Genomic DNA, 26,023 nt, shown 5'->3' on the forward strand with positions numbered 1-26,023 from the left:
TTTTATGCCTGAGCTGCTGTTAAGCGGCGATCGACAACTTGAGCTTGTTCATCGCGCTCTTCTCGAGCTGACGAATACGCTCGGCCGACACGTTGTACTTCTGCGCCAGGTCATGCAGCGTGGCTTTTTCTTCCGCCAGCCAGCGCTGGTAGAGGATGTCACGGCTACGGTCGTCCAGCACTTCAAGCGCTTCGTGCAGGTTGTGGTTGGAGTTGTCGCTCCAGTCGGCATCTTCCAGCTGACGGGCCGGGTCGTACCGGTGGTCTTCCAGATAGTTGGCCGGCGATTGGAAAGCGCTGTCGTCGTCCGCTTCCGCGGCCGGGTCGAAGGCCATGTCATGGCCGGTCAGGCGACTTTCCATCTCACGCACTTCCCGAGGCTCTACACCGAGGCTTTCCGCCACACGATGGACTTCCTCGTTGTTCAGCCACGCCAGACGTTTCTTCTGGCTGCGCAGGTTGAAGAACAGCTTGCGCTGGGCCTTGGTGGTCGCGACTTTCACAATGCGCCAGTTGCGCAGGATGAACTCGTGGATTTCCGCCTTGATCCAGTGCACCGCAAAGGACACCAGGCGCACACCCATTTCCGGGTTGAAGCGCTTCACCGCCTTCATCAGGCCGACGTTGCCTTCCTGGATCAGGTCAGCCTGAGCCAGACCGTAGCCGGAATAGCTACGGGCGATATGTACAACAAAACGCAGGTGGGCGAGCACCATCTGCCGAGCCGCCCCCAAATCCTGCTCATAATAGAGACTCTCGGCCAGTTCGCGCTCCTGCTCCGGCGTCAGCAATGGAATGCTGTTCACCGTGTGCACATAGGCCTCCAGGTTTGCACCCGGGACCAGAGCATATGCAGGTTGCAAAGAATTGGTCATACGAAAAAACCTCCGACTTACATAACTCGTGCAGTTCAGCACTGCGAAAATTGACCGGGAACCGAAAGACAAGTTCCCATAAACGCTGAAAGGTCAATACGAGCAAAATGATACTACTTAGGCGCAAGCTCCCTCAGGTGGCGTGCGACTGCAATCCATGCACCGATATACCCCAACAGCACCGCGCCAAGCAAGAGAGACAGACCGTCGGCAACTGGCACTCCGGCCAGCGCAAAATCACTGCCGTACAGACCGGCCAGCCCAACCACCGCGTCGTTCAGCCAATCAAGGCCGAACGCCAATACGCCCCAGGAAAGAATCCCCGCACCGAAGCCATAAAGCGCACCCATGTACAGAAAGGGCCTGCGCACATAGCTGTCAGTGCCGCCGACGAGTTTAATCACTTCTATCTCTGTGCGGCGGTTTTCAATATGAAGACGAATGGTATTGCCTATCACCAAAAGTAATGCAGACACCAGAAGCACGGTCAGACCGAAGACAAAACGGTCACCCAGCTTGAGGATGGCTGCCAGACGCTCGACCCAGACTAGATCAAGTTGCGCCTGTTGTACCTTCGGCAGCTCGGAAAGTTTTTGTCGTAATGCTTCAAGGGCTGGCTTGTCGACCTCGTTCGGCGTCACCAGAACCACGCCCGGCAGCGGGTTTTCCGGCAGTTCTTTCAGCGCCTCGCCCAGACCGGACTGCAACTGAAACTCTTCCAGCGCCTGATCGCGACCGACATATTCAGCATCAGCTACGCCCGGCATCCCCTTGATCTGCTCACGCAACGACTCGCCTTCCGCAGGGCTGGCCTCGATTTGCAGGTACAGGGAAATCTGCGCCGCACGCTGCCAGGAGCCGCCAAGACGCTCGACGTTACTTAGCAAAAGTGACAGGCCCATCGGCAAACTCAGGGCTACCGCCATCACCATGCAGGTGAAGAAGCTACCGATGGGCTGCTTGCCCAAACGGCGCAAGCTGTCGAGCAAACTGGCGCGATGACTTTCGACCCAGGCACGAAACAACGTGGCGAAATCCGGGCCGTCATCATCGTCGCGCTTTTTCTTCTGCGGCTGCTGATCAGCGGCTTTCGGGGCCACGCGCTCGGAAACCTTGGGGCTGCGTGTCGCACTCATACGCCGGCCTCCCCGTCACCGATCAATCGACCGCGTTGCAGGGTCAGCATGCGGTGGCGCATGCGGGCGATCAGTGCCAGGTCGTGACTGGCAATCAACACACTGGTGCCCAAACGGTTGATGTCTTCGAACACGCCCATGATTTCTGCCGCCAGGCGTGGATCGAGGTTACCGGTCGGTTCGTCCGCCAGCAGCAAGGCCGGGCGGTGAACGATGGCGCGGGCGATACCGACACGCTGTTGCTGACCGGTGGACAGGTCGCCAGGGTACAAGTCGGTCTTGTCCGACAGCGCCACGCGCTCGAGCGCCGAATCCACGCGCTTGGTGATCTCGGCCTTGGACAACCCCAGGATCTGCAAGGGCAGCGCGATGTTGTTGAACACCGTGCGATCGAACAACAGCTGGTGATTCTGGAACACCACGCCGATCTGCCGTCGCAGGTAAGGAATCTGCGCGTTGCTGATGGTGCTCAGGTCTTGCCCGGCCAGCAGCAATTTGCCGGTGGTCGGACGCTCCATCGCCAGCAGCAGGCGCAACAAGGTGCTTTTACCGGCGCCAGAGTGGCCGGTCACAAACAAAAACTCGCCCCGACGAACTCGAAAGCTCAGTTCATGCAAGCCGACGTGGCCGTTCGGGTAGCGTTTACCGACCTGTTCGAAACGAATCATGAACGCTCCCGCTCGGCAAACAGTGCCTGGACAAAGGGTTCTGCTTCAAAAGTACGCAAATCATCGATGCCTTCACCGACGCCGATGTAGCGAATCGGCAGGCCAAACTGCTTGGCGAGGGCAAAAATCACCCCGCCTTTGGCGGTGCCATCAAGCTTGGTCAGCGCCAGTCCGGTGAGTTCGACGGTCTGGTTGAATTGTTTGGCCTGGCTGATCGCGTTCTGCCCCGTACCGGCATCAAGCACCAACAGCACCTCGTGAGGCGCGTCGGCGTCGAGTTTGCTGATGACCCGGCGAACCTTCTTCAGCTCTTCCATCAAATTGTCTTTGGTGTGCAGGCGACCGGCGGTGTCGGCGATCAATACGTCGATGCCACGGGCCTTGGCCGCTTGCACGGCATCGAAGATAACCGAAGCCGAATCCGCGCCGGTGTGCTGGGCGATGACCGGGATCTTGTTGCGTTCGCCCCAGACCTGCAATTGTTCGACGGCGGCGGCGCGAAAGGTATCGCCAGCCGCGAGCATGACTTTCTTGCCTTCGAGCTGCAGCTTCTTCGCCAGCTTGCCGATGGTAGTGGTCTTGCCGGCACCATTGACGCCAACGACCAGGATTACGAACGGCTTGTTCTGCGAAGTGATTTTCAGCGGTTGCTCGACAGGCTTGAGCATCGCCGCCAGTTCCGCTTGCAGGGATTTGTACAGCGCGTCGGCATCGGCCAGTTCTTTGCGAGCGACCTTCTGGGTCAGGCGCTGAATGATCACCGAAGTCGCCTCGACGCCCACATCGGCGGTCAGCAGGCGGGTTTCGATGTCTTCGAGCAGCTCGTCATCGATGATCTTCTTGCCCAGGAACAGGCTGGCCATGCCTTCGCCGATGCTGGCGCTGGTCTTGGACAAGCCTTGTTTCAGGCGGGCGAAGAAACCGGCTTTGGTTTCTTCGGTACGCACAGGCTCGGCAGGCGCTTCGACGGGAACGACGGGAGCGACGACCGGCGCAGGTGCTGGAGCAACCGGAGCAACCGGAGCAACCGGAGCAACCGGAGCAATGAATACGGGCACCACAGGTTCTGCAACAACCGGTTCAGGCTCGGCCAAAACCACTGGCGCGACAACCGGCTCAACCACTGGCGCTTGAACAGGCTCAGGAGCAAACGCAGTCGACGCTGGAATCGGTGGCGTAACGTGCGGCGCCAGCTCGTCTTCGACCAATGACACCGGCTCTTCCGCCACGGGCAACGTCAGCCACGGCTCGGCAACGGGCGTGAGCGGCACTTGGGTCACGACTTCGGCGACGACAGCAGGCTCAGGCTCGATGGCCGGCTGCAACACCGGCTCGGAGATCGGCGGGATAATCGGCGCAAGCTCTTCTTCTATTACCGGCGCAGGCGTGGGCTCAGGAAGTGGTTGTGGCTGTTCGACGACGGGTTCCTGCGGCTTTTTGCGCAGCCATCCGAACAGGCTTTTCTTCTCACCAGCCGCAGCTGGGGCTTTCTTGTCGTCGTTGGAACCAAACATGGAGGACGGCTATCTCACGGTAGCGACGCGCCAAAGGGCGCCTCGGCAAATAAATATTCGATGCAGAACAGACTGCGATTGACCCAGCTTGTTCACGCGCAACATTTTGTCGAGGTGCAAACAGCACCTCAAAGGTCGACTAATACGAAGGACTGGAACGGCATCGTCGGCGAAAACGCAGAGTTTAGCTGACAAACTCAAAGCTTCCGCCGTAAACCCAAACAACCTGCTGACCGATCAAAGGCCTGATAGGCGTGGCCGCCAGTAAAACGGATCAGTATCCTAGCACCCTCTCGCCCGCCGACGCTAAGACCAAGCGGGCAGCCCCAAAGGTTTAAAAACGAATGAATGCTCTAGCCCGCCGCGCTGCAGGCCTGCTGCTCAGCACAGTTTGTCTGCCCCTCTCGGCCCTGGCTGCCGATCCTCAACCCACCCATGAATTCACCCTCGATAACGGCCTGAAGGTCGTCGTGCGCGAAGACCATCGTGCGCCAGTGGTGGTTTCCCAAGTCTGGTACAAGGTCGGCTCCAGCTACGAGACCCCGGGTCAGACCGGTTTGTCCCACGCCCTGGAACACATGATGTTCAAGGGCAGCGAGAAAGTCGGCCCCGGCGAAGCCTCGCTGATCCTGCGCGACCTCGGCGCCGAAGAGAACGCGTTCACCAGCGATGACTTCACGGCGTATTACCAGGTGCTGGCCCGCGACCGCCTGGGCGTGGCCTTCGAACTGGAAGCCGACCGCATGGCCAGCCTGCGCCTGCCGGCCGACGAGTTCGCCCGCGAGATCGAAGTCATCAAAGAAGAACGTCGCCTGCGCACCGACGACAAGCCGATGTCCAAGGCCTACGAACGCTTCAAGGCCATGGCCTACCCGGCCAGCGGTTATCACACGCCGACCATCGGCTGGATGGCTGACCTGGACCGCATGAAGGTCGAAGAGCTGCGCCACTGGTACCAATCCTGGTACGTGCCAAACAACGCCACGCTGGTAGTGGTCGGTGACGTGACCCCGGACGAGGTCAAGACCCTGGCCCAGCGCTATTTCGGCCCGATCGCCAAACGTGATGTGCCCTCGGCAAAAATCCCGTTGGAACTGGCCGAACCCGGCGAGCGCAAGATCACCCTGCATGTGCAGACTCAACTGCCAAGCCTGATGCTGGGCTTCAACGTGCCAAGCATCGCCACCGCTGAAGACAAACGCTCGGTCAACGCCTTGCGCCTGATCTCCGCCCTGCTCGACGGCGGCTACAGCGGACGTATCCCGACACAACTGGAGCGCGGCGAAGAGCTGGTCTCCGGCGGTTCGTCGAGTTACGACGCCTACACCCGTGGCGACAGCCTGTTCACCTTGTCGGCGACGCCCAATACCCAGAAAAACAAAACCATGGCCCAGGCCGAAGCGGGCCTCTGGAAACTGCTCGAACAGCTGAAAACCACCGCGCCGTCCGCTGAAGAACTGGAACGCGTCCGCGCACAGGTCATCGCCGGCCTGGTTTACGAGCGCGACTCGATCACCAGCCAGGCCACCGCCATTGGCCAACTGGAAACCGTGGGCCTGTCCTGGAAGCTGATGGACACCGAACTCGCCGAACTGGAAAGCGTGACCCCGCAAGACATCCAGAAAGCCGCCAAGCTGTATTTCACCCGCGAACGTCTCAGCGTCGCCCATGTACTGCCAGAGGAGACGACTCATGAGTGAGCGTAAAAAACCGCGCCTGGCGCTGATTGGCCTGATCGTTGTCGCCTTGATCGGATCTGCCGCTTTCTACTTCTCCAAGACCGACGATTCCAAGGCCAGCGAAGCGCTGGACAAGGCCAAGGCCAGCCAGAAACTGCAATCACTGGCCGAACTCGACGGCAAAGCGCCAAGCCACCGCACCCTGGACGTGCAGACGTGGAAAACCGCCGAGGGCGCCAAGGTGCTGTTCGTCGAAGCCCGGGAGCTGCCGATGTTCGACATGCGCCTGATCTTTGCCGCCGGCAGCAGCCAGGACGGTGACGCACCTGGCCTTTCCATGCTGACCAACGCCATGCTCAACGAAGGCGTGGCCGGCAAAGATGTCGGCGCCATCGCTCAGGGCTTCGAAGGCCTGGGCGCAGACTTTGGCAACGGCGCATTCAAAGACATGGCTCTGGCTTCGCTGCGCAGCCTCAGTGCCGCGGACAAACGAGAACCGGCGCTGAAGTTGTTCTCAGAAGTCGTCGGCAAACCGACCTTCCCGGCCGATTCCTTTGCGCGCATCAAGAACCAGATGCTCGCCGGTTTCGAGTACCAGAAGCAGAACCCCGGCAAACTCGCGAGCCTGGAGCTGATGAACCGTCTGTATGGCGATCATCCGTACGCACATTCCAGCGACGGCACGGCTAAAACCGTTCCGGCGATTACCGTGGCCCAGATGCGCGCGTTCCATGAGAAGGCTTATGCAGCCGGCAACGTGGTGATTGCGTTGGTAGGCGACCTGTCTCGCGCTGAAGCCGAAGCGATTGCCGCACAAGTTTCCAGCGCGCTGCCAAAAGGCCCGGAGCTGGCGAAAATCCCGCAGCCGGAGGAACCGAAAGCCAGCATCGGCCACATCGAGTTTCCATCCAAGCAGACCAACCTGATGCTCGCGCAATTGGGCATCGACCGTGACGACCCGGACTACGCGGCACTGTCCATGGGCAACCAAATCCTCGGTGGCGGTGGTTTCGGTACACGACTGATGAGCGAAGTGCGCGAGAAGCGCGGCCTGACTTACGGCGTCTATTCGGGTTTCACCCCGATGCAGGCGCGCGGCCCGTTCATGATCAACCTGCAAACCCGCGCCGAGATGAGCGAAGGCACGTTGAAACTGGTGCAGGATGTGCTCGCCGACTACCTTAAATCCGGCCCGACCCAGAAAGAACTCGACGACGCCAAGCGTGAACTGGCCGGCAGCTTCCCGCTGTCCACTGCCAGCAACGCCGATATCGTCGGCCAACTCGGCGCCATGGGTTTCTACAACCTGCCGCTGAGTTACCTGGATGACTTTATGCGCGAGTCCCAGAGCCTGACGGTCGAGCAGGTCAGAACTGCACTGAACAAACACTTGAGCACGGACAAAATGGTCATCGTCAGCGCTGGCCCGACCGTGCCGCAAAAGCCGTTACCGGCCCCCACTGATAAACCTGCCGAGCAACCGCTCGGGGTTCCGGAGCATTAATGGCCACTCGTCCAAAAAAACCCGTACACAACGTCCATAACGGCGTGAACCAACTGCGCATCATCGGCGGTGAATGGGGCAGCCGAAAGCTGAGCTTCCCGGATGCCCCAGGCCTGCGACCTACTCCGGACCGGGTGCGTGAAACCCTGTTCAACTGGCTCGCGCCGTATGTCGCTGGCGCCAAGGTCCTGGACCCGTTCGCCGGCAGCGGCGCGTTGTTCCTCGAAGCCTTGTCCCGTGGCGCGGCCATGGGCCAGGCGCTGGACGCCAGCAACATCGCGGTCGCCAGCATCAAGGAACATCTGGGCACGCTGCGCTGCACCACCGGCCAGATTCAGACCGCCGATGCCCTGCGCTACCTGGAAACCCAGACAGCGACTGCGTACGACCTGGTGTTCCTCGATCCGCCGTTCAACCAGAACCTGTTGCCAGGCGTTTGTGCATTACTTGAAGAACGTCAGTGGCTGGCCGACGAAGCCTGGATCTACACTGAAAGCGAGAATGCGCCATCGAGCCTTGGCTTACCAGGCAACTGGCGCCTGCACCGGGAGCAGAAATCCGGGCGGGTGTATTACGCGCTGTGGCAACGTATGGCAGAGATTGCCGGTTAATCAACCGGCCTGAAAAAGGGGCGCGCCTCACACGAGGCTCGCACCGCTGCATCGAGAACCATCGTGCCTCATCTGCCAGAACGCTTCACCCCCGCCTTCGGCCTCGGTAACCCGCACTTGCAGACCTTGTGGGGACCACTGTGGCGCAAAACCACGCACATCGAACGCCAGCGCGAACGCTTGTGGCTTGAGGATGGCGACTTTCTCGACCTCGACTGGCACGGCCCACACAGCGTCAGTGCGCCACTGGTGTTGGTGTTGCACGGTCTGACCGGCTCTTCAAATTCGCCGTACGTGGCCGGCGTGCAAAAAGCGCTAGGTGCCCAAGGCTGGGCCAGCGTCGCACTGAACTGGCGCGGCTGTTCGGGCGAACCGAATCTGTTGCCGCGCAGTTACCACTCCGGCGTCAGTGAAGACCTCGCCGAAACCATCAAACACCTGAAAGCCCAACGACCGCTCGCGCCGTTGTATGCGGTCGGCTATTCCCTGGGCGGCAATGTGTTGCTCAAGCACTTGGGCGAATCCGGCAGCAACAGTGGCGTGCTCGGTGCGGTGGCGGTGTCGGTGCCGTTTCGTCTTGATCAATGCGCCGACCGTATCGGCCAGGGTTTTTCGAAGTTCTATCAGGCGCATTTCATGCGGGAGATGGTCGCCTACATCAAGAACAAGCAACGCCAGTTCCAGCATGACGGGCGCGAGGATGGCCTGGCGGCGCTGGCCGCGTTGGGCTCACTGGAGAACATGCGCACGTTCTGGGATTTCGATGGCCGGGTCACCGCGCCGTTGAACGGTTTCGCCGATGCCGAGGATTACTATCGCCGCGCTTCGAGTCGCTATTTCCTTGGCGAGATTCGTACGCCGACCCTGATCATTCAAGCGGCCGACGACCCCTTTGTCTTTCCTCATAGCCTGCCGCAAGCCGACGAATTGTCCGCCTGCACTCAATTCGAGCTACAGACCAAGGGTGGGCATGTCGGCTTCGTCGAAGGCTCGTTCAAGCAACCGGGTTACTACCTGGAACGCCGCATCCCGCAGTGGCTGACTTCCGTGGGCCGCCAGTAAGAATGGGCGTCGATCAAGGTGAGTCGATCCGATTCTGGCAAACAGCGCCGCTGGCCGGCGTCGAATTATTGTCTGCGCGCTACATCGAACACCGCTTCGCGCCCCATGTGCACGACGGGTACGTGATCGGCATGATCATGGCCGGCGCCCAACGCTATCGCTATCGCGGCGCCGAACACCTGGCCGGTAGCGGTACGCTGGTGCTGATCAATCCGGACGAACTGCACACCGGCCATAAAGGCACGGAGGATGGTTGGTTGTATCGGGCGTTCTATCCCGACAGCGGTCAGATTCTGTCGCTACTCGATGAGCTTGAACTGCCGACCAGCAACTTGCCGGCGTTCGGTGCGACGCTGTATCGCGATCCGGATCTGGTAGAGGGTTTCTGCCAGCTGCATCGTCTGCTGGAGAGTCCGTCCACTGCCTTGCAGCAACAAACGGTGTGGCGGGAAATGATGCTGTCGCTGCTGCAACGGCACGCAGCGGTGCCGATTGCAGGCAAGCCGGGCAAGGAACACCGGGCGGTGACGCTGGCCAAGGAGTTGCTGCAAGCACAATTGGCGGCGCCGCCTTCGCTGGAAGAACTGGCAGCGGCGGTCAACCTTTCGCCCTTTCACTTCGCCCGGGTGTTCCGTCGCGCCACGGGCATGCCACCGCACACCTGGCTGATGCAGCAGCGCATCGCTCGGGCGCGGGCGTTGTTACAGAACGGTTGTTTGCCGCTGGAAGTGGCGACGCAGTTGGGGTTTGCTGACCAGAGTCATCTGAGCCGGCAGTTCAAGCAGGTTTACGGGGTTGGGCCGGGGACGTATCGAAGTGCGCGCTTACGGTGATATCTCAACGCATCAATTGCCCCTTGTGGGAGTGAGCCTGCTCCGGGCGGCGTTCCGACGATTGCGGTTTAACAGTCAACATTGATGCTGACTGGTATCCCCTAATCGCGAGACAGGCTCACTCCCACATTCGATCGGGATTACTCGCCGATGGCGATGGCGTGCGCAGGATCGTTGATCCACTCGCTCCATGAACCGGCATACAACGAGCCTAACGGATAACCCGCCAGACACAGCGCAAACAAGTTGTGACAGGCCGTCACGCCAGAACCGCAGTACGACACCAGATCAGCCGGCGAACGATTACCGAGCTTCTCGGCAAAACGCTGCTTGAGCTGATCGGCCGGCAGAAAACGCCCGTCGCTGCCCAGGTTGTCGGTGAACGCCGCACATTGCGCGCCGGGAATGTGCCCGGCAATCGGGTCGATCGGCTCTACTTCGCCTTTGAAACGCGGCAAGCCGCGAGCATCAAGCAGGGTCAGCGCGGGCTGGCCGAGACGTTGCTGGAGCTGTTCGGCACTCAAGACCAGCGACTTGTCCGGTGTCCCCGTGAAGGTGCCACGTTGAATCTGCGGCGCATCAAGACTCAGGGGCAAACCGGCCGCGTGCCAGGCCTTGAGCCCGCCATCGAGGATGAACACGCCGTCACGTTTACCCAGCCAGGCCAGCAACCACCAGGCCCGCGCCGCGTAGGCACCCGGGCCGTCGTCGTACAAAACCACATCGCTGTCGGCGTTGACGCCCCAGGCTTGTAGACGTTCGATCAAGTCTTCAGGTTCAGGCAACGGGTGGCGCCCGGTCACACCCTTGACCACTGTCCCGCTCAAATCACGCTCAAGATCGGCAAAGCTCGACTCGGCAATATGCCCTTCGGCATAGCTGCGCTGCCCGTAATCCGGGTCTTCGAGGGCAAAACGACAATCCAGAATCACCAGCCCCGGCTGCTCCTTTTTCAGGTCCAACGCTTGCGGGCTGATCAGTTGCGCTATGGGCATAACGGGCTCCTGTGATTAGACGATATTTGATGCAACTGCACTTTCTAGCCCGCTTCTTCCAACGCCTGGGCCAGTGGCACGTAAAACTCCTCGAACAGCGCGGTCACCGCGGCGCGAGACTGATCCGTGACAAAACCGGCCTCCAGCACCAGCACCTGATACACGCCACGTTTTATGGCCTGCTCGCTCAGGTGATTGGAGTTTTCACGGGTGGTGCACAGAAAACGCACCCAGGACGTCAGGATGATCCAGGCATTGAGCGTCAGGGATTCGATCTGAACCTTGTCCATTTGCAGGATGCCAGCCTCGACGAAGCCCGCGTAGATGTGCGTGCCATGGATCAGACAGCGCTGGGAAAAGCGTCGATAACGGGCGGCCAGGTCCGGATCACTGTCGAGCAGGTGCTCCAGATCACGGTGCAAAAACCGGTAGCGCCACATGGCGGCCAGCAGTTCCTTAAGGTAGAAGCGCTTGTCATCGACCGTGGCGGCACGCCCCTGGGGCGGGCGCAGGAAGCTGTCCACCAGGCTTTCGTACTCACTGAACAGCACCGCGATAATCGCCTGCTTGTTGGGGAAGTGGTAGTACAGGTTGCCCGGGGAAATTTCCATGTGGGCAGCAATGTGGTTGGTGCTGATGCTGCGCTCACCCTGCTGATTGAACAGCTCCAGGCTGTTCTGCACGATGCGCTCGCTGGTTTTGATCCGAGGGGCCATGGCTTGGGCTTTAATTCAAAGTGCGTTGACGGGCATCTTACGACCTATCCGCGGATGGATAAAACAAAGCTGCGCCAGGATGTCATTTGACTTTATAGAGCATAGACTCTAAAAAGGCCTTTATTCCAATAAATCCGGAGTCGACCGTGACTGCTGACATCGCCTATCTGCAAAACCTGCAGCAGCCTCTGGAAGAACTCCAGACCCTGTTCGACGATCAACGCGCGGCGTACGCCGCCAACCCGATGCCGCCCGCCGCCCAGCGCCAGCAATGGCTGAAAGCCCTGCGCGACCTGTTGAGCAATGAGCGTCAGGCATTGATCGATGCCATCAGCCAGGATTTCAGTCATCGCAGCGCCGATGAAACCCTGCTCGCCGAACTGATGCCCAGCCTGCACGGCATTCACTACGCCAGTCGGCACCTCAAAGGCTGGATGAAGGCGTCGAAGCGCAAGGTCGGGATTGCCTTTCAACCCGCGGCGGCCAAAGTCATTTATCAACCATTGGGTGTGGTCGGGGTGATCGTGCCTTGGAACTACCCGCTGTATCTGGCCATCGGCCCATTGGTCGGCGCGTTGTCGGCAGGCAATCGGGTGATGCTCAAGCTCAGCGAATCGACCCCTGCCACCGGTCTGTTGCTCAAGGAACTGCTGGGCCGAATCTTCCCTCAGGACCTGGTTTGCGTGGTGCTGGGTGAAGCCGACATCGGTGTCGCGTTCTCCAGATTGCGCTTCGATCACTTGCTGTTCACCGGCGCCACCAGCATCGGCAAACACGTGATGCGTGCAGCGGCCGAAAACCTGACCCCGGTGACCCTCGAACTCGGCGGCAAATCCCCGGCCATCGTCTCGCGCGACGTGCCGCTCAAGGACGCTGCCGAACGCATCGCCTTCGGCAAGACGCTCAACGCCGGACAGACCTGCGTGGCCCCGGACTATGTGCTGGTGCCGGAAGATCGTGTCGGCGCTTTCGTCGAAGCCTATCGGCAAGCAGTTCGCGGTTTTTATCCGACCTTGGCCGACAACCCGGACTACACCGCGATCATCAATGACCGACAATTGGCGCGCCTCAACGGCTACATCAGCGACGCCACCAGCAAGGGCGCGCTGCTGATTCCGTTGTTCGACAAGGGCCAGGGGCGCCGCATGAGCCATAGCCTGCTGCTCAATGTCAGTAACGACATGATGGTGATGCAGGATGAAATCTTTGGTCCGCTGTTGCCGATCGTTCCCTACAAGGATCTGGATCAGGCCTTTGCCTACATCAATGAACGACCTCGTCCGCTGGCCCTGTATTACTTCGGCTACGACAAGCGTGAGCAACACCGCGTACTTCACGAAACCCATTCCGGCGGCGTGTGCCTGAACGACACCCTGCTGCACGTCGCTCAGGACGACATGCCATTCGGCGGTATCGGCGCTTCGGGCATGGGCCATTACCACGGTCATGAAGGTTTCCTGACCTTCAGCAAAGCCAAAAGCGTGCTGATCAAACAGCGGTTCAATGCGGCTAAATTGATCTACCCGCCGTACGGAAAATCCATTCAGAAGCTGATCCAGAAGCTGTTTATCCGCTAACGATCATTCCCATCGGGTAATAACAATAATGAGCCCAAGTCTGTCCGACACACCCGCGCTGTCACGGCGCGGCTTGCTTAAATACAGCCTGGGTGCCAGCGCTTTTCTCGCCACTGCCGGTTTGGGCGCGAGCCTCAGCGGTTGCTCATCGAGCGCGCCAGCCAGCGGTTTTGCGATTCTGCGCAGCGGGGACTTGCTGTTTCTGCGGGCACTGCTTCCGGTGATGCTCGACGGCGCCGTGGCCGTTGAAAAAATGCCGGCGGCCGTCGCTGAAACCCTGCACTGCCTGGATAACGGTCTGAATCACCTGTCGCCGGAAATGCTCAAGCTGACCCGGCAGCTATTCGATGTGCTGGGAATGAGCATCACCCGCGGACCACTGACCGGGATCTGGGGCAGTTGGGATAACGCCAGTGCCGACGATATCCGGCACTTTCTCGATCGCTGGGAAAACAGCTCGCTGAGTTTGCTGCGCATGGGCCATAGCTCCTTGATGCAACTGGTGATGATGGCGTGGTACAGCCGGCCGGAGTCATGGGCACATTGCGGGTATCCCGGGCCGCCCACCGTTTAAGACCGAGTCGACCCAATCGCGAGCAGGCTCACTCCCACAGTGGGCACGCGATCCAATATGGGAGCGAGCCTGCTCGCGATGACATCAGCCGCTTCACCATAGAATCCAAAATAAAAAGAGAACCTGAAGATGCCCGTACCCGATCCGTTCCGCGAAGGCCTGGCCCGTGGCTGGAAAACCTACAACGGTTCACAACTGACCCAGGACCTGGCCCTCGAAGCGGACGTGGCGATTATCGGCAGCGGCGCGGGCGGCGGCACCACCGCCGAAATCCTCAGCGCTGCGGGCTACAAGGTCTTGCTGATCGAGGAAGGCCCGCTCAAGACCAGCAGCGACTTCAAGATGCTCGAAGACCAGGCCTACACCAGCCTCTATCAGGAAGGCATTGGCCGCATGAGCAAGGACGGCGCGATCACCATCCTTCAGGGCCGCGCAGTGGGCGGCACCACGCTGATCAACTGGACTTCAAGCTTTCGTACGCCGGACCCGACCCTCGACCACTGGGCCAAGGAACACGAGGTCAAAGGCCACACGCCGGCCGAGATGGCGCCGTGGTTCGAGAAAATGGAACAACGCCTGGGCGTCGCGCCCTGGATGATCCCGCCCAACGCCAACAACGACGTGATCCGCAAAGGCTGCGAAAAACTCGGCTATGCCTGGCATGTGATCCCGCGCAACGTGCGTGGCTGCTGGAACCTTGGCTACTGCGGCATGGGTTGCCCGACCAACGCCAAGCAATCGATGCTGGTCACGACCATCCCGGCGGCGCTGGAAAAAGGCGGCGAGTTGCTCTATCTGGCTCGCGCCGAAAAGCTCTTGATCAGCGGCGACAAGGTCACAGGCTTGCACTGCGTAGCGATGGACGACCGCTGCGTCGCACCTACCGGACACACGATCACGGTCAAGGCGCGGCACTACGTGCTGGCCGGCGGCGGGATCAACAGCCCGGCGCTGCTCATGCGCTCCGAGGCGCCCGATCCGCACAAACGGTTGGGCAAACGGACGTTTCTACACCTGGTGAACATGTCGGCCGGGCTGTTCGATGAGGTGATCAACCCGTTTTTTGGCGCCCCACAATCAATCTATTCCGACCATTTCCAATGGCAGGACGGCACCACCGGCAAAATGTCTTACAAACTCGAAGTGCCGCCGCTGCACCCGGCACTGGCGACGACCCTGCTCGGCGGTTTTGGCAAGGAAAACGCCCAGCACATGGAAAACCTGCCCCACACCCACGCCATGCTGGCATTGCTGCGGGACGGCTTTCATCCGGACAGCCCCGGCGGCAGCGTCGAGTTGCGCGGTGACGGCACGCCGGTGCTCGACTATCAGGTTTCACCTTATACCTGGGACGGATTGCGTCGCTCGTTCCACAGCATGGCCGAGATCCAGTTCGCGGGCGGTGCCAAGGCGGTAATGCCCATGCACGCCGACGCTCGCTACGTGAAAACCCTGGCCGAAGCGCGCACGCTGATCGACGGCCTGAGCCTTGAGCTGTATCGCACACGCCTGGGCAGTGCCCATGTGATGGGCGGTTGCGCCATGGGTGAAGACCCGAAAAACGCCGTGGCCGACAGCCTCGGCCGGCATCATCAACTAGGCAATCTGTCGATTCATGACGGCTCGCTGTTCCCCACCAGCATTGGCGCAAACCCGCAATTGTCGGTCTACGGGCTGACGGCGCAGCTGGCAACTTCTTTGGCCGAACGTTTGAAAAACCCATGAAAATGGAAAATATTCCCATCGTCTATAGTGCTTTCTTACTCAAAAGGCGACTTGGCCGACCGGGAAGGCTGCGATACCATCCGACTCCCCAACGGACTCCCGCCAGGACGACGCGATGAACCGAGTGTTGTACCCAGGTACCTTCGACCCTATTACCAAGGGCCATGGCGATCTGGTCGAACGCGCCGCGCGCCTGTTCGATCACGTGATCATCGCCGTCGCCGCCAGCCCCAAGAAAAACCCGTTGTTTCCCCTGGAACAGCGTGTGGCGCTGGCCCGCGAGGTCACTAAACATCTGCCCAACGTTGAAGTCGTCGGCTTCTCGACGTTGCTGGCGCATTTCGCCAAAGAGAAGAACGCCAATGTGTTCCTGCGGGGTTTGCGTGCGGTATCGGACTTCGAATACGAATTCCAGCTGGCCAACATGAACCGTCAGCTGGCACCGGATGTGGAAAGCCTGTTTCTTACTCCGTCCGAGCGTTATTCGTACATTTCCTCGACGCTGGTCCGTGAAATTGCAGCCCTGGGCGGCGATATCACCAAGTTCGTCCACCCTGCGGTGGCGGACGCCTTGACCGAACGCTTCAAGAAGTAACAACCGCTCAAGCGGCGCCCGCGTGCACTGCGGGCGCCAATGCGGCACAATTGCGCGCATTGGTTTATTGCGCCCGGGCCTTCCGTCCCTGGCTGGAGTTAGCATGTCCCTGATCATCACCGACGATTGCATCAACTGCGACGTCTGCGAACCCGAGTGTCCGAACGCCGCCATCTCCCAGGGCGAAGAAATCTACGTGATCGACCCGAACCTGTGCACCCAGTGCGTCGGCCACTACGACGAACCGCAGTGCCAGCAAGTGTGCCCGGTGGATTGCATTCCGCTGGACGAGGCGCATCCGGAGACTGAAGAACAGTTGATGGAGAAGTACCGGAAGATTACTGGCAAGGCTTGAATCAGATAATTTTGTAGCGGCTGTGCCGGCCCTATCGCGAGCAGGCTCGCTCCTACAGTGGAGATGTGTTGTTAACCAAATGTTGTGGGCAAAGGAATTCCACTGTGGGAGCGAGCCTGCTCGCGAAAGGGCCATCAGCCACACCGAAGATGTAACTGACTTCACTCCGTCTGCTCAAACCCTTCCCCGACACACCCCAGACACCGCACGAACGCCGCTTTCGCCGGGTCGACCACCAACGCCTGTCCCGCATCGCCGATGCCGCCGCCCAGCGCGGTAAACGGCAACGACAGCACAAACGCTCCGGCACCAATCACCGTCGCCACCACCAGCAAAGGTCGGGCAATCAGCAAATCGCCGAGCATGGCGTACGCCGGGGGATTCTGGATGGTGTAGCGCGGGTCGCCACTGCCGGTGTTTGCTGCCAGCGCTGGCGCACCGACGCTCAGCAGCAAAACGACGACAAGGGTTCGAAACAGGGTCATGGCACGGTCCTTGGGCTAGGCAATCAGAACACTGACTATAGACCCTAAGCGTTTCAGCTCTGACAACGTGGGCAAAACACGCTGGCGCGCTGCCCGAGCTTCACTTCCCGAAGTTCCGTGCCACAGACCTTGCAGGGCGCACCGCCACGGCCGTACACGAACAGTTCCTGCTGGAAATAACCCGGCTGACCGTCGCCGCCGATAAAGTCGCGCAGTGTGGTGCCGCCGCGCTCGATAGCGGCCGCCAGGATGCGTTTGATCTCGATCGCCAGTTTCAGATAACGCGCCCGAGAGATGCTCTTGGCCTCACGACGCGGGTCGATACCGGCAGCGAACAACGCTTCGGTTGCGTAGATATTGCCCACGCCGACCACCACCGCGTTGTCCATGATGAACGGTTTGACCGCCATGGAACGCCCGCGGGACTGCTGAAACAAGCGCTCGCCGTCGAACAGGTCGGTCAATGGCTCCGGTCCCAGGCGAATCAACAACTCATGGTTGAGCGGATCGAGACTCCAGAGCATCGCGCCAAACCGACGCGGGTCGGTGTAACGCAGGGCCAGGCCGGATTCCAGCTCGATGTCCACATGTTCATGCTTGGCCGCCGGCATGCCGACTTCCACCAGACGCAAATTACCCGACATCCCCAAATGGCTGATCAGCGTGCCGACTTCGGCATTGATCAGCAGGTACTTCGCGCGTCGCTCCACCAGCACGATGCGCTGGCCAGACAGCCGCACATCCAGGTCTTCGGGAATCGGCCAGCGCAAGCGCCGCTCACGCACGATCACCCGGCTGACGCGCTGGCCTTCCAGGTGTGGCGCAATTCCGCGGCGGGTGGTTTCGACTTCAGGCAGTTCCGGCATGGCGCTCTCGAATCAGGCTGTGCAACGCTCAGCGGTGAGCGCCAAGGTCACGAATCGTTTGTTTGAGGGACTCGAAGTCGTAGTCCGAGAGACCGACATAATCGAGAACCAGCGGTGCGATGCTGTCCCACTCGTGGTCATCACGCTGGTTGCCCAGCACCCGGAAGGACGCACAAATGTGCTCGGCCATTTTCAGGATCGCCAGCAGGTTTTTCAGCTGACTGTTGCGCGACGACTCATCGCTGAAGATCGCCAACGCATTGTGGTGATTGGCGATGGCGGCGGTCACATGCTCCGGCAGGCGCCAGGATTTGGCGGTGTAATAACCCACCACCGCATGGTTGGTATTGAACACCCGATTCTCGGTATCCACCACCCGGCATTCAGCGCTGGCGCTGGCGTAAGCCTCTTCCAGAACGGTCATGTAGTTGGGGAAGCGCTGGAGCATCAGCGGCACACCGCAGTCATGGAACAGACCCAGGGCGTACGCTTCATCGCCAGCCTGGGTGCCGATGCGCTTGGCCAGGGTCAGGCAGGTCATCGCCACGTCCTGGGCGGTATCCCAGAAACGGTTCAAGGTGACGATGGTGTCGTCGTTCATCTCGCCCTTGATCGACTGCGCGTTGATCAGGTTGATGACCGAGCGGCTGCCCAGCAGGTTCACCGCACGCTGAATCGAGGCAATCTTGTTGCTCAAGCCGTAATACGGCGAATTGACGATTTTCAACAAGGCGCCAGAGAGGCCCGGGTCCTGGGAGATCAGCTTCGCGATCACCTCCAGATCCGGATCTGGCATGTACTGTTCCATCTGCAAATCCACCATGATTTGCGGCTGGGCCGGCACGCTGATGCCTTGCAGGGACTGTTGAATCTGTTCGGTGGTCAGCTCTGGGGACATAAGTACACACTCTGGGACAGGCGGCGATTCTAACCCTTATAAAGTTGGATCCGACAGTCAATCAGGCGCAATCCATGTGGGAGCGGGCTTGCTCGCGAAGGCGGCGTGTCAGTCGACATTAATGCTGCCTGGCACCCCGCCTTCGCGAGCAAGCCCGCTCCCACAGGATCAGCACCTTACTGACGGCCCTCATCCGCGTTTCATCGACCACCAAACCCGCCACTCCCTCAACACGCTATACTCCCGCTCTTTTTTCCGGAGCGACGTCATGTCCCTGCCTAGCCTGCGCCTCAAAGCCAACGCCGACCGTCGCCTGCGAAACGGCCACTTGTGGGTCTACAGCAACGAAATCGATGTAGCCGCTACGCCTTTGCACGGTTTCAAGGCCGGCGACCAGGCGATCCTCGAAGCCGCCAGCGGCAAGCCGCTGGGCATCGTTGCCATGAGCCCGAACAACCTGATCTGCGCCCGCCTCTTGTCGCGCGACATCAAGTTGCCGCTGGACAAGTCGCTGCTGGTGCATCGCCTGAACGTCGCGCTGTCCCTGCGCGATCGCCTGTTCGACAAGCCGTTCTATCGCCTGGTCTACGGCGATTCCGACCTGTTGCCAGGCCTGGTGGTCGATCGTTTCGGCGACATCCTGGTGGTACAGATCGCTTCGGCGACCATGGAAGCCCATAAAGAAGACGTGATCGCAGCGCTGACCCAAGTGATCAAGCCTAGCGGCATTCTGTTCAAGAACGACTCCGCTGCCCGTGATGCCGAAGGCCTCAACCGCTACGTCGAAACCGTGTTCGGCCTGGTGCCGGAGTGGGTTGCGCTGGAAGAAAACGGCGTGAAATTCGAAGCGCCCGTCATCCAGGGACAGAAAACCGGCTGGTTCTACGACCACCGCATGAACCGCGCACGCCTGGCACCTTACGCCAAAGGCAAACGCGTACTGGACCTGTACAGCTACATCGGCGGCTGGGGCGTGCAAGCGGCCGCGTTCGGCGCCAGTGAAGTGTTCTGCGTCGATGCATCGGCTTTCGCCCTCGACGGCGTCGAGCGCAACGCCGCGCTGAACGGTTTCGCCGACAAGATGACCTGCATTGAAGGTGACGTGTTCGAAGCCCTGAAAGAGCTGAAAGCCAGCGAAGAGCGTTTCGACGTGATCGTTGCCGATCCTCCGGCGTTCATCAAACGCAAAAAAGACATGAAGAACGGTGAAGGTGCCTACCGTCGCCTGAACGAGCAAGCCATGCGCCTGCTCAGCAAGGACGGCATCCTGGTCAGCGCTTCGTGCTCGATGCACCTGCCCGAGGACGATCTGCAGAACATCCTGCTGACCAGCGCCCGTCACCTGGACCGCAATATCCAGATGCTGGAGCGTGGCGGTCAGGGCCCGGATCACCCGGTTCACCCGGCCATCGCCGAAACCCGCTACATCAAGAGCATCACCTGCCGTCTGCTGCCAAACAGCTGATTTCGCCGGTATGACAGGGAGCCAGTCGGCTCCCTGTTCTGTTATCTGTTATTGAATTCTCCAACTTCCTACTCCAGCGATCTTAATGACTTGTAGGATGCTTCGCTTTGCCTTATATATTTTCAGATAGAACTTACAAGATTCATTCACCCGTCAGATGAATCCGACAAAATTACTGGAACATTCCTACCCAATCTCCCCTTGATAAGAATTCATTACAAACTATGATTAAGTCGTCACAACGGAGTGACACTCACTATCAACTACAAGGAGTTTAAAACATGAAAGCAATTACTCTGGAAACCAACAAACTCGCCAACCTGGCTTTTCTGGTCGCACCAAAAGCCCGCTAAGTAAATAAAACACTGGGGAGTGCCGGCTACCCAGCGTTTTCTATGGCAAAAACCAGAGTGAGTCGTCAATCATGCAGATAAACCCTTATATATTCATACTTCCTCGCACGCCCGACCAAATAGTCTGGGATTACAAGAACCACAAACAATTCGAATTGAATCTTGAATATTCAGCCCGTCTCGCACAGCTTATCGACAATCCTGAAAAGTTTGATGACAACAACATAATCGACACGCAACTCCTGAATGCGGGAATACTCACATCTTCCATCCAGACTCCACTTGAATGGGGTTGGGATGAACTGTCGAAGATATTTCATATCGGCACCAAGAACATCCCTTGTGAATATATCCCCCAGGATATTAATGAATGGTCGAGACACTACCTGGAGCATTGCGCCGAAGTACTGGCCACTCCCGCCCCGGAGACCCGACGCACAGAGCCGACAACCGAACGAATTGCCCTGCCTCAACCTTCCTGCTTCCCGGCAAAAGCGCTTGTAGCGACCTTGATCGAGCGAAAAACCTGTCGCTCCTTCACGGGTGAAAGAGTTTCTCTCGACGCTGTGGGCACGCTTTTGTATTTGTCCCTTGGCTATCTGCGTGAGCGCGACAACGACATCGACGAAACCATCGCTGAAGGTCTCGGCGCCCGGCGCAGCAGCCCCTCCGGCGGAGGGTTGAATGCCTGCGACGGTTTTCTTCATGTTCAGAACGTCAGTGGCCTGGATCCTGGGCTCTACGCCTACCACCCCGACGAACATGCTCTGAGCTTCGTCAATCCAACGCCTGATTTGCCCTTGGGCCAGTTGTTGTGTGGGCAGCACTTCATCAACAACCTGCCAGTCGGCCTGTTCATCACCGCTCGCTTCGACAAACTGTGGTGGAAATATGAACACTCACGGGCCTACCGAATGGCTTATGTCGAGGCTGGTCATATCTCCCAGACCTTTCAACTGGTGGCCACCGCACTTGGGTTAAGCACCTGGCTGACGGGTGCACTGGCCGACGACCAGGTCGAAACGTTGCTGGGGATCGAGGACAGCGCCGAACAACCGTTGTTTTTTGTCGGCTGCGGCCAGAGTGACGGGCAAGTGATGTGCAAGGAATTGAAAGCACTGCTAAGCAGCCGGGGGCCACAACAATGACCGAGCCTCGCACAGACGACCTGTCACTGCCCGACGCCTGGGCACAGCGCTACACCCTCGGTGACTGGAACAGCCGAGCCTCGGTACGCACCAGCGAACATACCTATCAATTGCCATCCGATCTGGAACGGCAACTGGAAACACGACACTGGTTCCCGCCCGCCTTCCTGTCCTACCTGAATCACCCGGTGATCGAAGCCGCCGGCAGCGCGATCATCCATCGATTGTCGGCCAACCATCTGGTGTATTTCCTCGACTACACCACCCGGCTCGAACATCGGATCGTCAACCGCTCCGTGGAAACCATCGTCCACGATGAGCTCGGGGTGTCCATCCCCCGCCGAATGAAAACCGCCGCCCTCCAGCTGTATACCGATGAGGGTTATCACGCGCTGTTCTCCAACAGTCTCGCCGAGCAGATCGCCGACCTCTACGGCATGAACCAGCGCCCGGTGATGCCACGTCGCATTACCCGACTGAACGCCCTGCTTGACCAGGCACCTGACAGGCATAAGGCGCTGGCCTGGTTTCTCGTCGGTTTCGTGTCCGAGACCATCATCGCCCGGGAACTGCTCGAGGTTTGCCGCAACGAGCTAGTGTCGAGCGTCCAGGAAATGCTCAGGGACCACCTCACCGACGAGGCCCGGCACAGTCGTTATTTTTGCCAAGTGTTCCATTATCTGTGGCTGACCCTGAACAGCAGCCAACGCACGTTCGCCGCGAAACTGCTGGTGGACATCATCCTGATGTTCTTTGAGGTCGATGAGCGATGGCTGAAGGGAAGCCTGAACAGCGTGGACCTCGGGGAAAATTGTGTCGCAGAAATCCTCAGTACCTTGACCGGCCCGCAAGCCTGCCTGCAGCGCGCCCGATCAGGTGCTGGCGCGACGCTCCAGGCAATGGAGAAGGCAGGTTTTTTCGACCTGCCGTTTAACCAGCAGCTCTTCGCACAGGCAGGGCTTGTCGATGGATGAAGGAAAATCCGCGGTCAGTGTCAAACACCGCCGCTCTGCCATCACCCTGTTAATGACCATGGTATTGCTCGGGGTCTTCCCTCTGGATGTCCTGCTGCCATCGTTCCCGGCGCTGGCCGAACACTTCCGGACCACCCCAGGCGACATCGCGTTTTCCATCAGTCTGTTTGCCATCGGGATCGCACTGTCCCAACTGCTGGTCGGGCCGCTCTCGGATGTCATCGGGCGTAAAAGTCTGCTGCTGGGTGGGATGGCGGTCTCGATTGTCGGTGCGACAGGTTGCGTGCTGTCCACCGACTACGCCTGGTTCCTGGTGTTCCGGGTGGTGCAGGCCATCGGCTGTGGTTGCTTCGTACTCTCGCAGGCGCTGATCCAGGACCTGTTCGACGGCAAGGAGCGGGACCAACTGCGGATTCTGATGGTTACCGCCAGCGGCATCTTCATTTCCGTCTCGCCACTGGCTGGCACCCTGTTGCAACAGGCACTGGACTGGCCCGCAAGCTTCATTGTCTTTATTGCCCTCGCCGCCGCCGTGTTCCTCAAGGCCTGCTTCTTTCTTGAAAACCGGCACACCGCCACCACCCCGCGCCGAAGCATTCTTCAGTCCTACCGGCGTGTCTGTAGCGATGCAGGGTTCCTCGGCTATTGGCTGATCGCCGCAATCGCCTTCACCTGCCACTTTTCCTTCATTGTCATCTCACCCCTGATCTTCATGGAGCAGTTACAGCTTTCAGCCTACGAGTTTTCCCTGACACTGCTGCTGTATGGCGTGGCCTACATCTTCGGCGGCATTGTCGCTCGAACCCTCGCCGGGCGGATCGCGGCCCATACACAGATCGTCGTCGGCCTGGGCCTGATCTTCTTTTCGGGGCTGGTGATGCTCTTGCTCTCAAACCGGCTGGGGCTTTCAGCCCTGACCGTGCTGATTCCGATGATCATCTGCACCGCCGGCACGACCATCGTCCGCCCTGTCGCCACCTCCAAAGCCATGGAAGTGTTCCCGGACAATGCCGGCACATCGGCGTCGGCCGGAAACACGCTGGTATTTATCTGCGGTGGCCTGATCAGCGCCCTGATCAATCTCAGTGGAGCCCATCTGCAAACGACTCTGGCGTTGAGTTTCCTCGTCTTGAGCACCGTCGGCGTTTCCTTCAATGCGCTGATCACGCGTCGGCAGCTCTCGTTGAATAGCGGGTGATTCCTGCCGGTCGTCATCCCACACGCCCCGTCAGCGCGGGATCCCCCTTTTCCGGCATTCCCTCCTGACGCCAGCCGTGTAGAATCGCGACATTCATCGCCAGTCATCCCCCGGCGGGTTTATGAGCTCAAGCTGAAGCGCGCGGCGATCCCGCAAAGTTATCGGCAACTTCCGGACACACGGCCATTTCTGAGTGTTCCAGACGTCAATAGAAGCTCACTTCCCTTTTGATACCTGATTAGCCGCCCGGAGTGCTTCATGCCTGATTACCGCTCGAAAACATCCACCCATGGCCGCAACATGGCCGGCGCCCGCGCACTGTGGCGCGCAACGGGGATGAAAGATGACGACTTCAAAAAGCCGATCATCGCCATTGCCAACTCCTTCACCCAGTTTGTACCGGGCCATGTCCACCTCAAGGACCTGGGCCAACTGGTCGCCCGCGAAATCGAACGCGCCGGCGGTGTAGCCAAAGAATTCAACACCATCGCCGTAGATGACGGCATCGCCATGGGCCACGACGGCATGCTGTATTCGCTGCCGAGCCGCGAGATCATCGCCGACTCCGTCGAGTACATGGTCAACGCCCACTGCGCCGACGCGATCGTCTGCATCTCCAACTGCGACAAGATCACCCCTGGCATGCTGATGGCCGCCCTGCGCCTGAACATCCCGGTGATCTTTGTTTCCGGCGGCCCGATGGAAGCCGGCAAGACCAAACTGGCCAGCCACGGTCTCGACCTCGTCGACGCCATGGTGATCGCCGCCGACTCCAGCGCTTCTGACGAGAAAGTCGCTGAGTACGAGCGCAGCGCCTGCCCGACCTGCGGCTCGTGCTCCGGCATGTTCACCGCCAACTCGATGAACTGCCTGGTCGAAGCCCTGGGCCTGGCATTGCCGGGCAACGGTTCGACCCTCGCCACCCACAGCGACCGCGAGCAGCTGTTCCTGCAGGCCGGCCGCACCATCGTCGAGCTGTGCAAGCGTTACTACGGCGACAACGATGAGTCGGTATTGCCGCGCAACATCGCCAACTTCAAGGCGTTCGAAAACGCCATGACGCTGGACATCGCCATGGGCGGCTCCACCAACACCATCCTGCACTTGCTGGCCGCGGCCCAGGAAGCCGAGATCGATTTCGACCTGCGCGACATCGACCGTCTCTCCCGTCACGTGCCGCAACTGTGCAAAGTCGCGCCGAACATCCAGAAGTACCACATGGAAGACGTGCACCGCGCCGGCGGGATCTTCAGCATCCTCGGCTCGCTGGCCCGTGGCGGTCTGCTGCACACCGACCTGCCGACCGTGCACAGCAAGACCCTGGCTGAAGGCATCGCCAAGTGGGACATCACCCAGACCGATGACGAAGCGGTGCATCACTTCTTCAAGGCCGGCCCTGCGGGCATCCCGACGCAAACCGCGTTCAGCCAATCGACCCGTTGGGAAACCCTGGACGATGACCGTGAAAACGGCTGCATCCGCAGTGTCGAACACGCTTACTCGAAAGAAGGCGGCCTGGCCGTTCTCTACGGCAACATCGCGCTGGACGGCTGCGTGGTGAAAACCGCCGGCGTCGACGAGTCGATTCATGTCTTCGAAGGCAACGCGAAGATCTTCGAAAGCCAGGACAGCGCAGTACGCGGCATCCTCGCGGACGAAGTGAAGGCCGGCGACATCGTGATCATTCGTTACGAAGGTCCGAAAGGCGGCCCGGGCATGCAGGAAATGCTGTACCCGACGTCGTACCTGAAATCCAAAGGCCTGGGCAAAGCTTGCGCCCTGCTCACCGATGGCCGTTTCTCCGGCGGCACCTCGGGCCTGTCCATCGGCCACGCTTCGCCAGAAGCGGCGGCGGGCGGCGCGATTGGCCTGGTGCAGGATGGCGACAAAGTGCTGATCGACATTCCGAACCGCTCGATCAACCTGTTGATCAGCGATGAAGAAATGGCCGGTCGCCGTGCCGAGCAGGATCAGAAAGGCTGGAAGCCAGTGGAAAAACGTCCACGCAAGGTAACCACCGCACTGAAGGCTTACGCTCTGTTGGCGACCAGCGCCGACAAGGGTGCCGTGCGTAACAAGGCGATGCTCGACGGGCTCTAAGCGTCAGTCGCAGAAATAAAAATGCCCCGTTAAGTGCGGGGCTGATCGTTCCCACGCTCCCGCGTGGGAATGCCTCAAGGGACGCTCCGCGTCCAGTGACGCGGAGCGTCACGGGCTG

Annotated in this window: 24 protein-coding genes; 15 read left to right on the forward strand and 9 right to left on the reverse strand. The window is 59.8% G+C overall.

Going from position 1 to position 26,023, the window contains the following annotated elements; genetic code table 11:
• Positions 1–19 precede the first annotated feature (19 nt).
• The 4 genes from rpoH to ftsY all read right to left on the reverse strand — a co-directional run bounded on the left by rpoH (position 20) and on the right by ftsY (position 4,192).
• Positions 20–874, reverse strand: coding sequence for an RNA polymerase sigma factor RpoH (rpoH, locus tag AC3WP4_RS26365; RefSeq protein ID WP_007897890.1), 855 nt, complete (start codon positions 872–874; stop codon positions 20–22).
• 113 nt (positions 875–987) lie between these two features.
• Positions 988–2,010 carry a permease-like cell division protein FtsX gene (ftsX, locus tag AC3WP4_RS26370; RefSeq protein ID WP_074871679.1) on the reverse strand — a complete coding sequence of 341 codons (1,023 nt, stop codon included), beginning with the start codon at positions 2,008–2,010 and terminating at the stop codon, positions 988–990.
• Positions 2,007–2,678 carry a cell division ATP-binding protein FtsE gene (ftsE, locus tag AC3WP4_RS26375; protein ID WP_056738938.1) on the reverse strand — a complete coding sequence of 224 codons (672 nt, stop codon included), beginning with the start codon at positions 2,676–2,678 and terminating at the stop codon, positions 2,007–2,009. Before ftsE ends, ftsX begins: the two co-directional genes overlap by 4 nt.
• Positions 2,675–4,192 (reverse strand): signal recognition particle-docking protein FtsY, encoded by a 1,518-nt coding sequence (ftsY, locus tag AC3WP4_RS26380; RefSeq protein ID WP_102616461.1) that lies wholly within the window; start codon positions 4,190–4,192, stop codon positions 2,675–2,677. The genes ftsE and ftsY overlap by 4 nt, the downstream gene beginning before the upstream one ends.
• Positions 4,193–4,536: 344 nt before the next feature.
• On the opposite strand from ftsY, the gene AC3WP4_RS26385 reads away from it, so the two are divergent.
• The 5 genes from AC3WP4_RS26385 to AC3WP4_RS26405 all read left to right on the forward strand — a co-directional run bounded on the left by AC3WP4_RS26385 (position 4,537) and on the right by AC3WP4_RS26405 (position 9,881).
• The gene (locus AC3WP4_RS26385) at positions 4,537–5,892 is read left to right on the forward strand and encodes a M16 family metallopeptidase (RefSeq protein ID WP_074871683.1); all 1,356 of its coding nucleotides are present in this window, start codon (positions 4,537–4,539) and stop codon (positions 5,890–5,892) included.
• Positions 5,885–7,375, forward strand: a complete 1,491-nt coding sequence (locus AC3WP4_RS26390; protein WP_102616462.1) for a M16 family metallopeptidase — start codon at positions 5,885–5,887, stop codon at positions 7,373–7,375. Before AC3WP4_RS26385 ends, AC3WP4_RS26390 begins: the two co-directional genes overlap by 8 nt.
• The gene (rsmD, locus tag AC3WP4_RS26395) at positions 7,375–7,986 is read left to right on the forward strand and encodes a 16S rRNA (guanine(966)-N(2))-methyltransferase RsmD (RefSeq protein ID WP_033060498.1); all 612 of its coding nucleotides are present in this window, start codon (positions 7,375–7,377) and stop codon (positions 7,984–7,986) included. Before AC3WP4_RS26390 ends, rsmD begins: the two co-directional genes overlap by 1 nt.
• Before the next feature lie 63 nt (positions 7,987–8,049).
• Positions 8,050–9,048: a hydrolase gene (locus AC3WP4_RS26400; RefSeq protein WP_074871687.1), complete on the forward strand. Its 999-nt coding sequence runs from the start codon at positions 8,050–8,052 to the stop codon at positions 9,046–9,048.
• A 2-nt stretch (positions 9,049–9,050) separates the two neighbouring features.
• The gene (locus AC3WP4_RS26405; protein ID WP_102616463.1) at positions 9,051–9,881 is read left to right on the forward strand and encodes an AraC family transcriptional regulator; all 831 of its coding nucleotides are present in this window, start codon (positions 9,051–9,053) and stop codon (positions 9,879–9,881) included.
• Between the two features lie 140 nt (positions 9,882–10,021).
• On the opposite strand, the gene AC3WP4_RS26410 is transcribed toward AC3WP4_RS26405, so the two are convergent.
• Together AC3WP4_RS26410 and AC3WP4_RS26415 are read right to left on the reverse strand one after the other, a co-directional pair.
• On the reverse strand, positions 10,022–10,876 hold the full coding sequence (locus AC3WP4_RS26410; protein WP_074871690.1) for a sulfurtransferase: 855 nt from the start codon (positions 10,874–10,876) through the stop codon (positions 10,022–10,024).
• 44 nt (positions 10,877–10,920) lie between these two features.
• Entirely contained in the window at positions 10,921–11,592 is a 672-nt protein-coding gene (locus AC3WP4_RS26415; protein ID WP_074871692.1) for a TetR/AcrR family transcriptional regulator, read from the reverse strand.
• Positions 11,593–11,738: 146 nt separating this feature from the next.
• Between AC3WP4_RS26415 and AC3WP4_RS26420 the strand changes: the two genes are divergently transcribed.
• The 5 genes from AC3WP4_RS26420 (at position 11,739) to AC3WP4_RS26440 (ending at position 16,418) form a co-directional block, all read left to right on the forward strand.
• Entirely contained in the window at positions 11,739–13,169 is a 1,431-nt protein-coding gene (locus AC3WP4_RS26420; protein ID WP_074871694.1) for a coniferyl aldehyde dehydrogenase, read from the forward strand.
• A 28-nt stretch (positions 13,170–13,197) separates the two neighbouring features.
• Positions 13,198–13,743 (forward strand): twin-arginine translocation pathway signal protein, encoded by a 546-nt coding sequence (locus AC3WP4_RS26425; protein ID WP_102616464.1) that lies wholly within the window; start codon positions 13,198–13,200, stop codon positions 13,741–13,743.
• Positions 13,744–13,872: 129 nt separating this feature from the next.
• Complete coding sequence (locus tag AC3WP4_RS26430) at positions 13,873–15,468, forward strand: GMC family oxidoreductase (protein WP_074871698.1); 1,596 nt, start codon at positions 13,873–13,875, stop codon at positions 15,466–15,468.
• Positions 15,469–15,583: 115 nt separating this feature from the next.
• A complete protein-coding gene (gene coaD / locus AC3WP4_RS26435) occupies positions 15,584–16,063 on the forward strand; it encodes a pantetheine-phosphate adenylyltransferase (RefSeq protein WP_074871700.1) in 480 nt (159 codons plus the stop codon).
• Between the two features lie 103 nt (positions 16,064–16,166).
• Complete coding sequence (locus AC3WP4_RS26440; protein WP_003195146.1) at positions 16,167–16,418, forward strand: YfhL family 4Fe-4S dicluster ferredoxin; 252 nt, start codon at positions 16,167–16,169, stop codon at positions 16,416–16,418.
• Positions 16,419–16,579: 161 nt separating this feature from the next.
• On the opposite strand, the gene AC3WP4_RS26445 is transcribed toward AC3WP4_RS26440, so the two are convergent.
• The 3 genes from AC3WP4_RS26445 to AC3WP4_RS26455 are packed head-to-tail and all read right to left on the reverse strand — an operon-like array spanning position 16,580 to position 18,613.
• Positions 16,580–16,903, reverse strand: a complete 324-nt coding sequence (locus AC3WP4_RS26445; protein WP_102616465.1) for a multidrug transporter — start codon at positions 16,901–16,903, stop codon at positions 16,580–16,582.
• A 53-nt stretch (positions 16,904–16,956) separates the two neighbouring features.
• Positions 16,957–17,769, reverse strand: a complete 813-nt coding sequence (gene mutM, locus AC3WP4_RS26450; RefSeq protein ID WP_074871703.1) for a bifunctional DNA-formamidopyrimidine glycosylase/DNA-(apurinic or apyrimidinic site) lyase — start codon at positions 17,767–17,769, stop codon at positions 16,957–16,959.
• Positions 17,770–17,797: 28 nt separating this feature from the next.
• Positions 17,798–18,613 (reverse strand): HDOD domain-containing protein, encoded by an 816-nt coding sequence (locus tag AC3WP4_RS26455; RefSeq protein ID WP_162493967.1) that lies wholly within the window; start codon positions 18,611–18,613, stop codon positions 17,798–17,800.
• 322 nt (positions 18,614–18,935) lie between these two features.
• Between AC3WP4_RS26455 and AC3WP4_RS26460 the strand changes: the two genes are divergently transcribed.
• The 5 genes from AC3WP4_RS26460 (at position 18,936) to ilvD (ending at position 25,905) form a co-directional block, all read left to right on the forward strand.
• Positions 18,936–20,132 carry a class I SAM-dependent rRNA methyltransferase gene (locus tag AC3WP4_RS26460; RefSeq protein ID WP_033060516.1) on the forward strand — a complete coding sequence of 399 codons (1,197 nt, stop codon included), beginning with the start codon at positions 18,936–18,938 and terminating at the stop codon, positions 20,130–20,132.
• Between the two features lie 424 nt (positions 20,133–20,556).
• Positions 20,557–21,633, forward strand: coding sequence for a SagB family peptide dehydrogenase (locus AC3WP4_RS26465; protein WP_102616466.1), 1,077 nt, complete (start codon positions 20,557–20,559; stop codon positions 21,631–21,633).
• Entirely contained in the window at positions 21,630–22,607 is a 978-nt protein-coding gene (locus tag AC3WP4_RS26470) for a diiron oxygenase (RefSeq protein WP_074871709.1), read from the forward strand. Before AC3WP4_RS26465 ends, AC3WP4_RS26470 begins: the two co-directional genes overlap by 4 nt.
• A complete protein-coding gene (locus tag AC3WP4_RS26475; protein ID WP_074871711.1) occupies positions 22,600–23,805 on the forward strand; it encodes a multidrug effflux MFS transporter in 1,206 nt (401 codons plus the stop codon). The genes AC3WP4_RS26470 and AC3WP4_RS26475 overlap by 8 nt, the downstream gene beginning before the upstream one ends.
• Positions 23,806–24,063: 258 nt before the next feature.
• Entirely contained in the window at positions 24,064–25,905 is a 1,842-nt protein-coding gene (ilvD, locus tag AC3WP4_RS26480; RefSeq protein WP_074871713.1) for a dihydroxy-acid dehydratase, read from the forward strand.
• Positions 25,906–26,023 lie beyond the last annotated feature (118 nt).

This window comes from Pseudomonas sp. FW305-20, assembly GCF_058788075.1.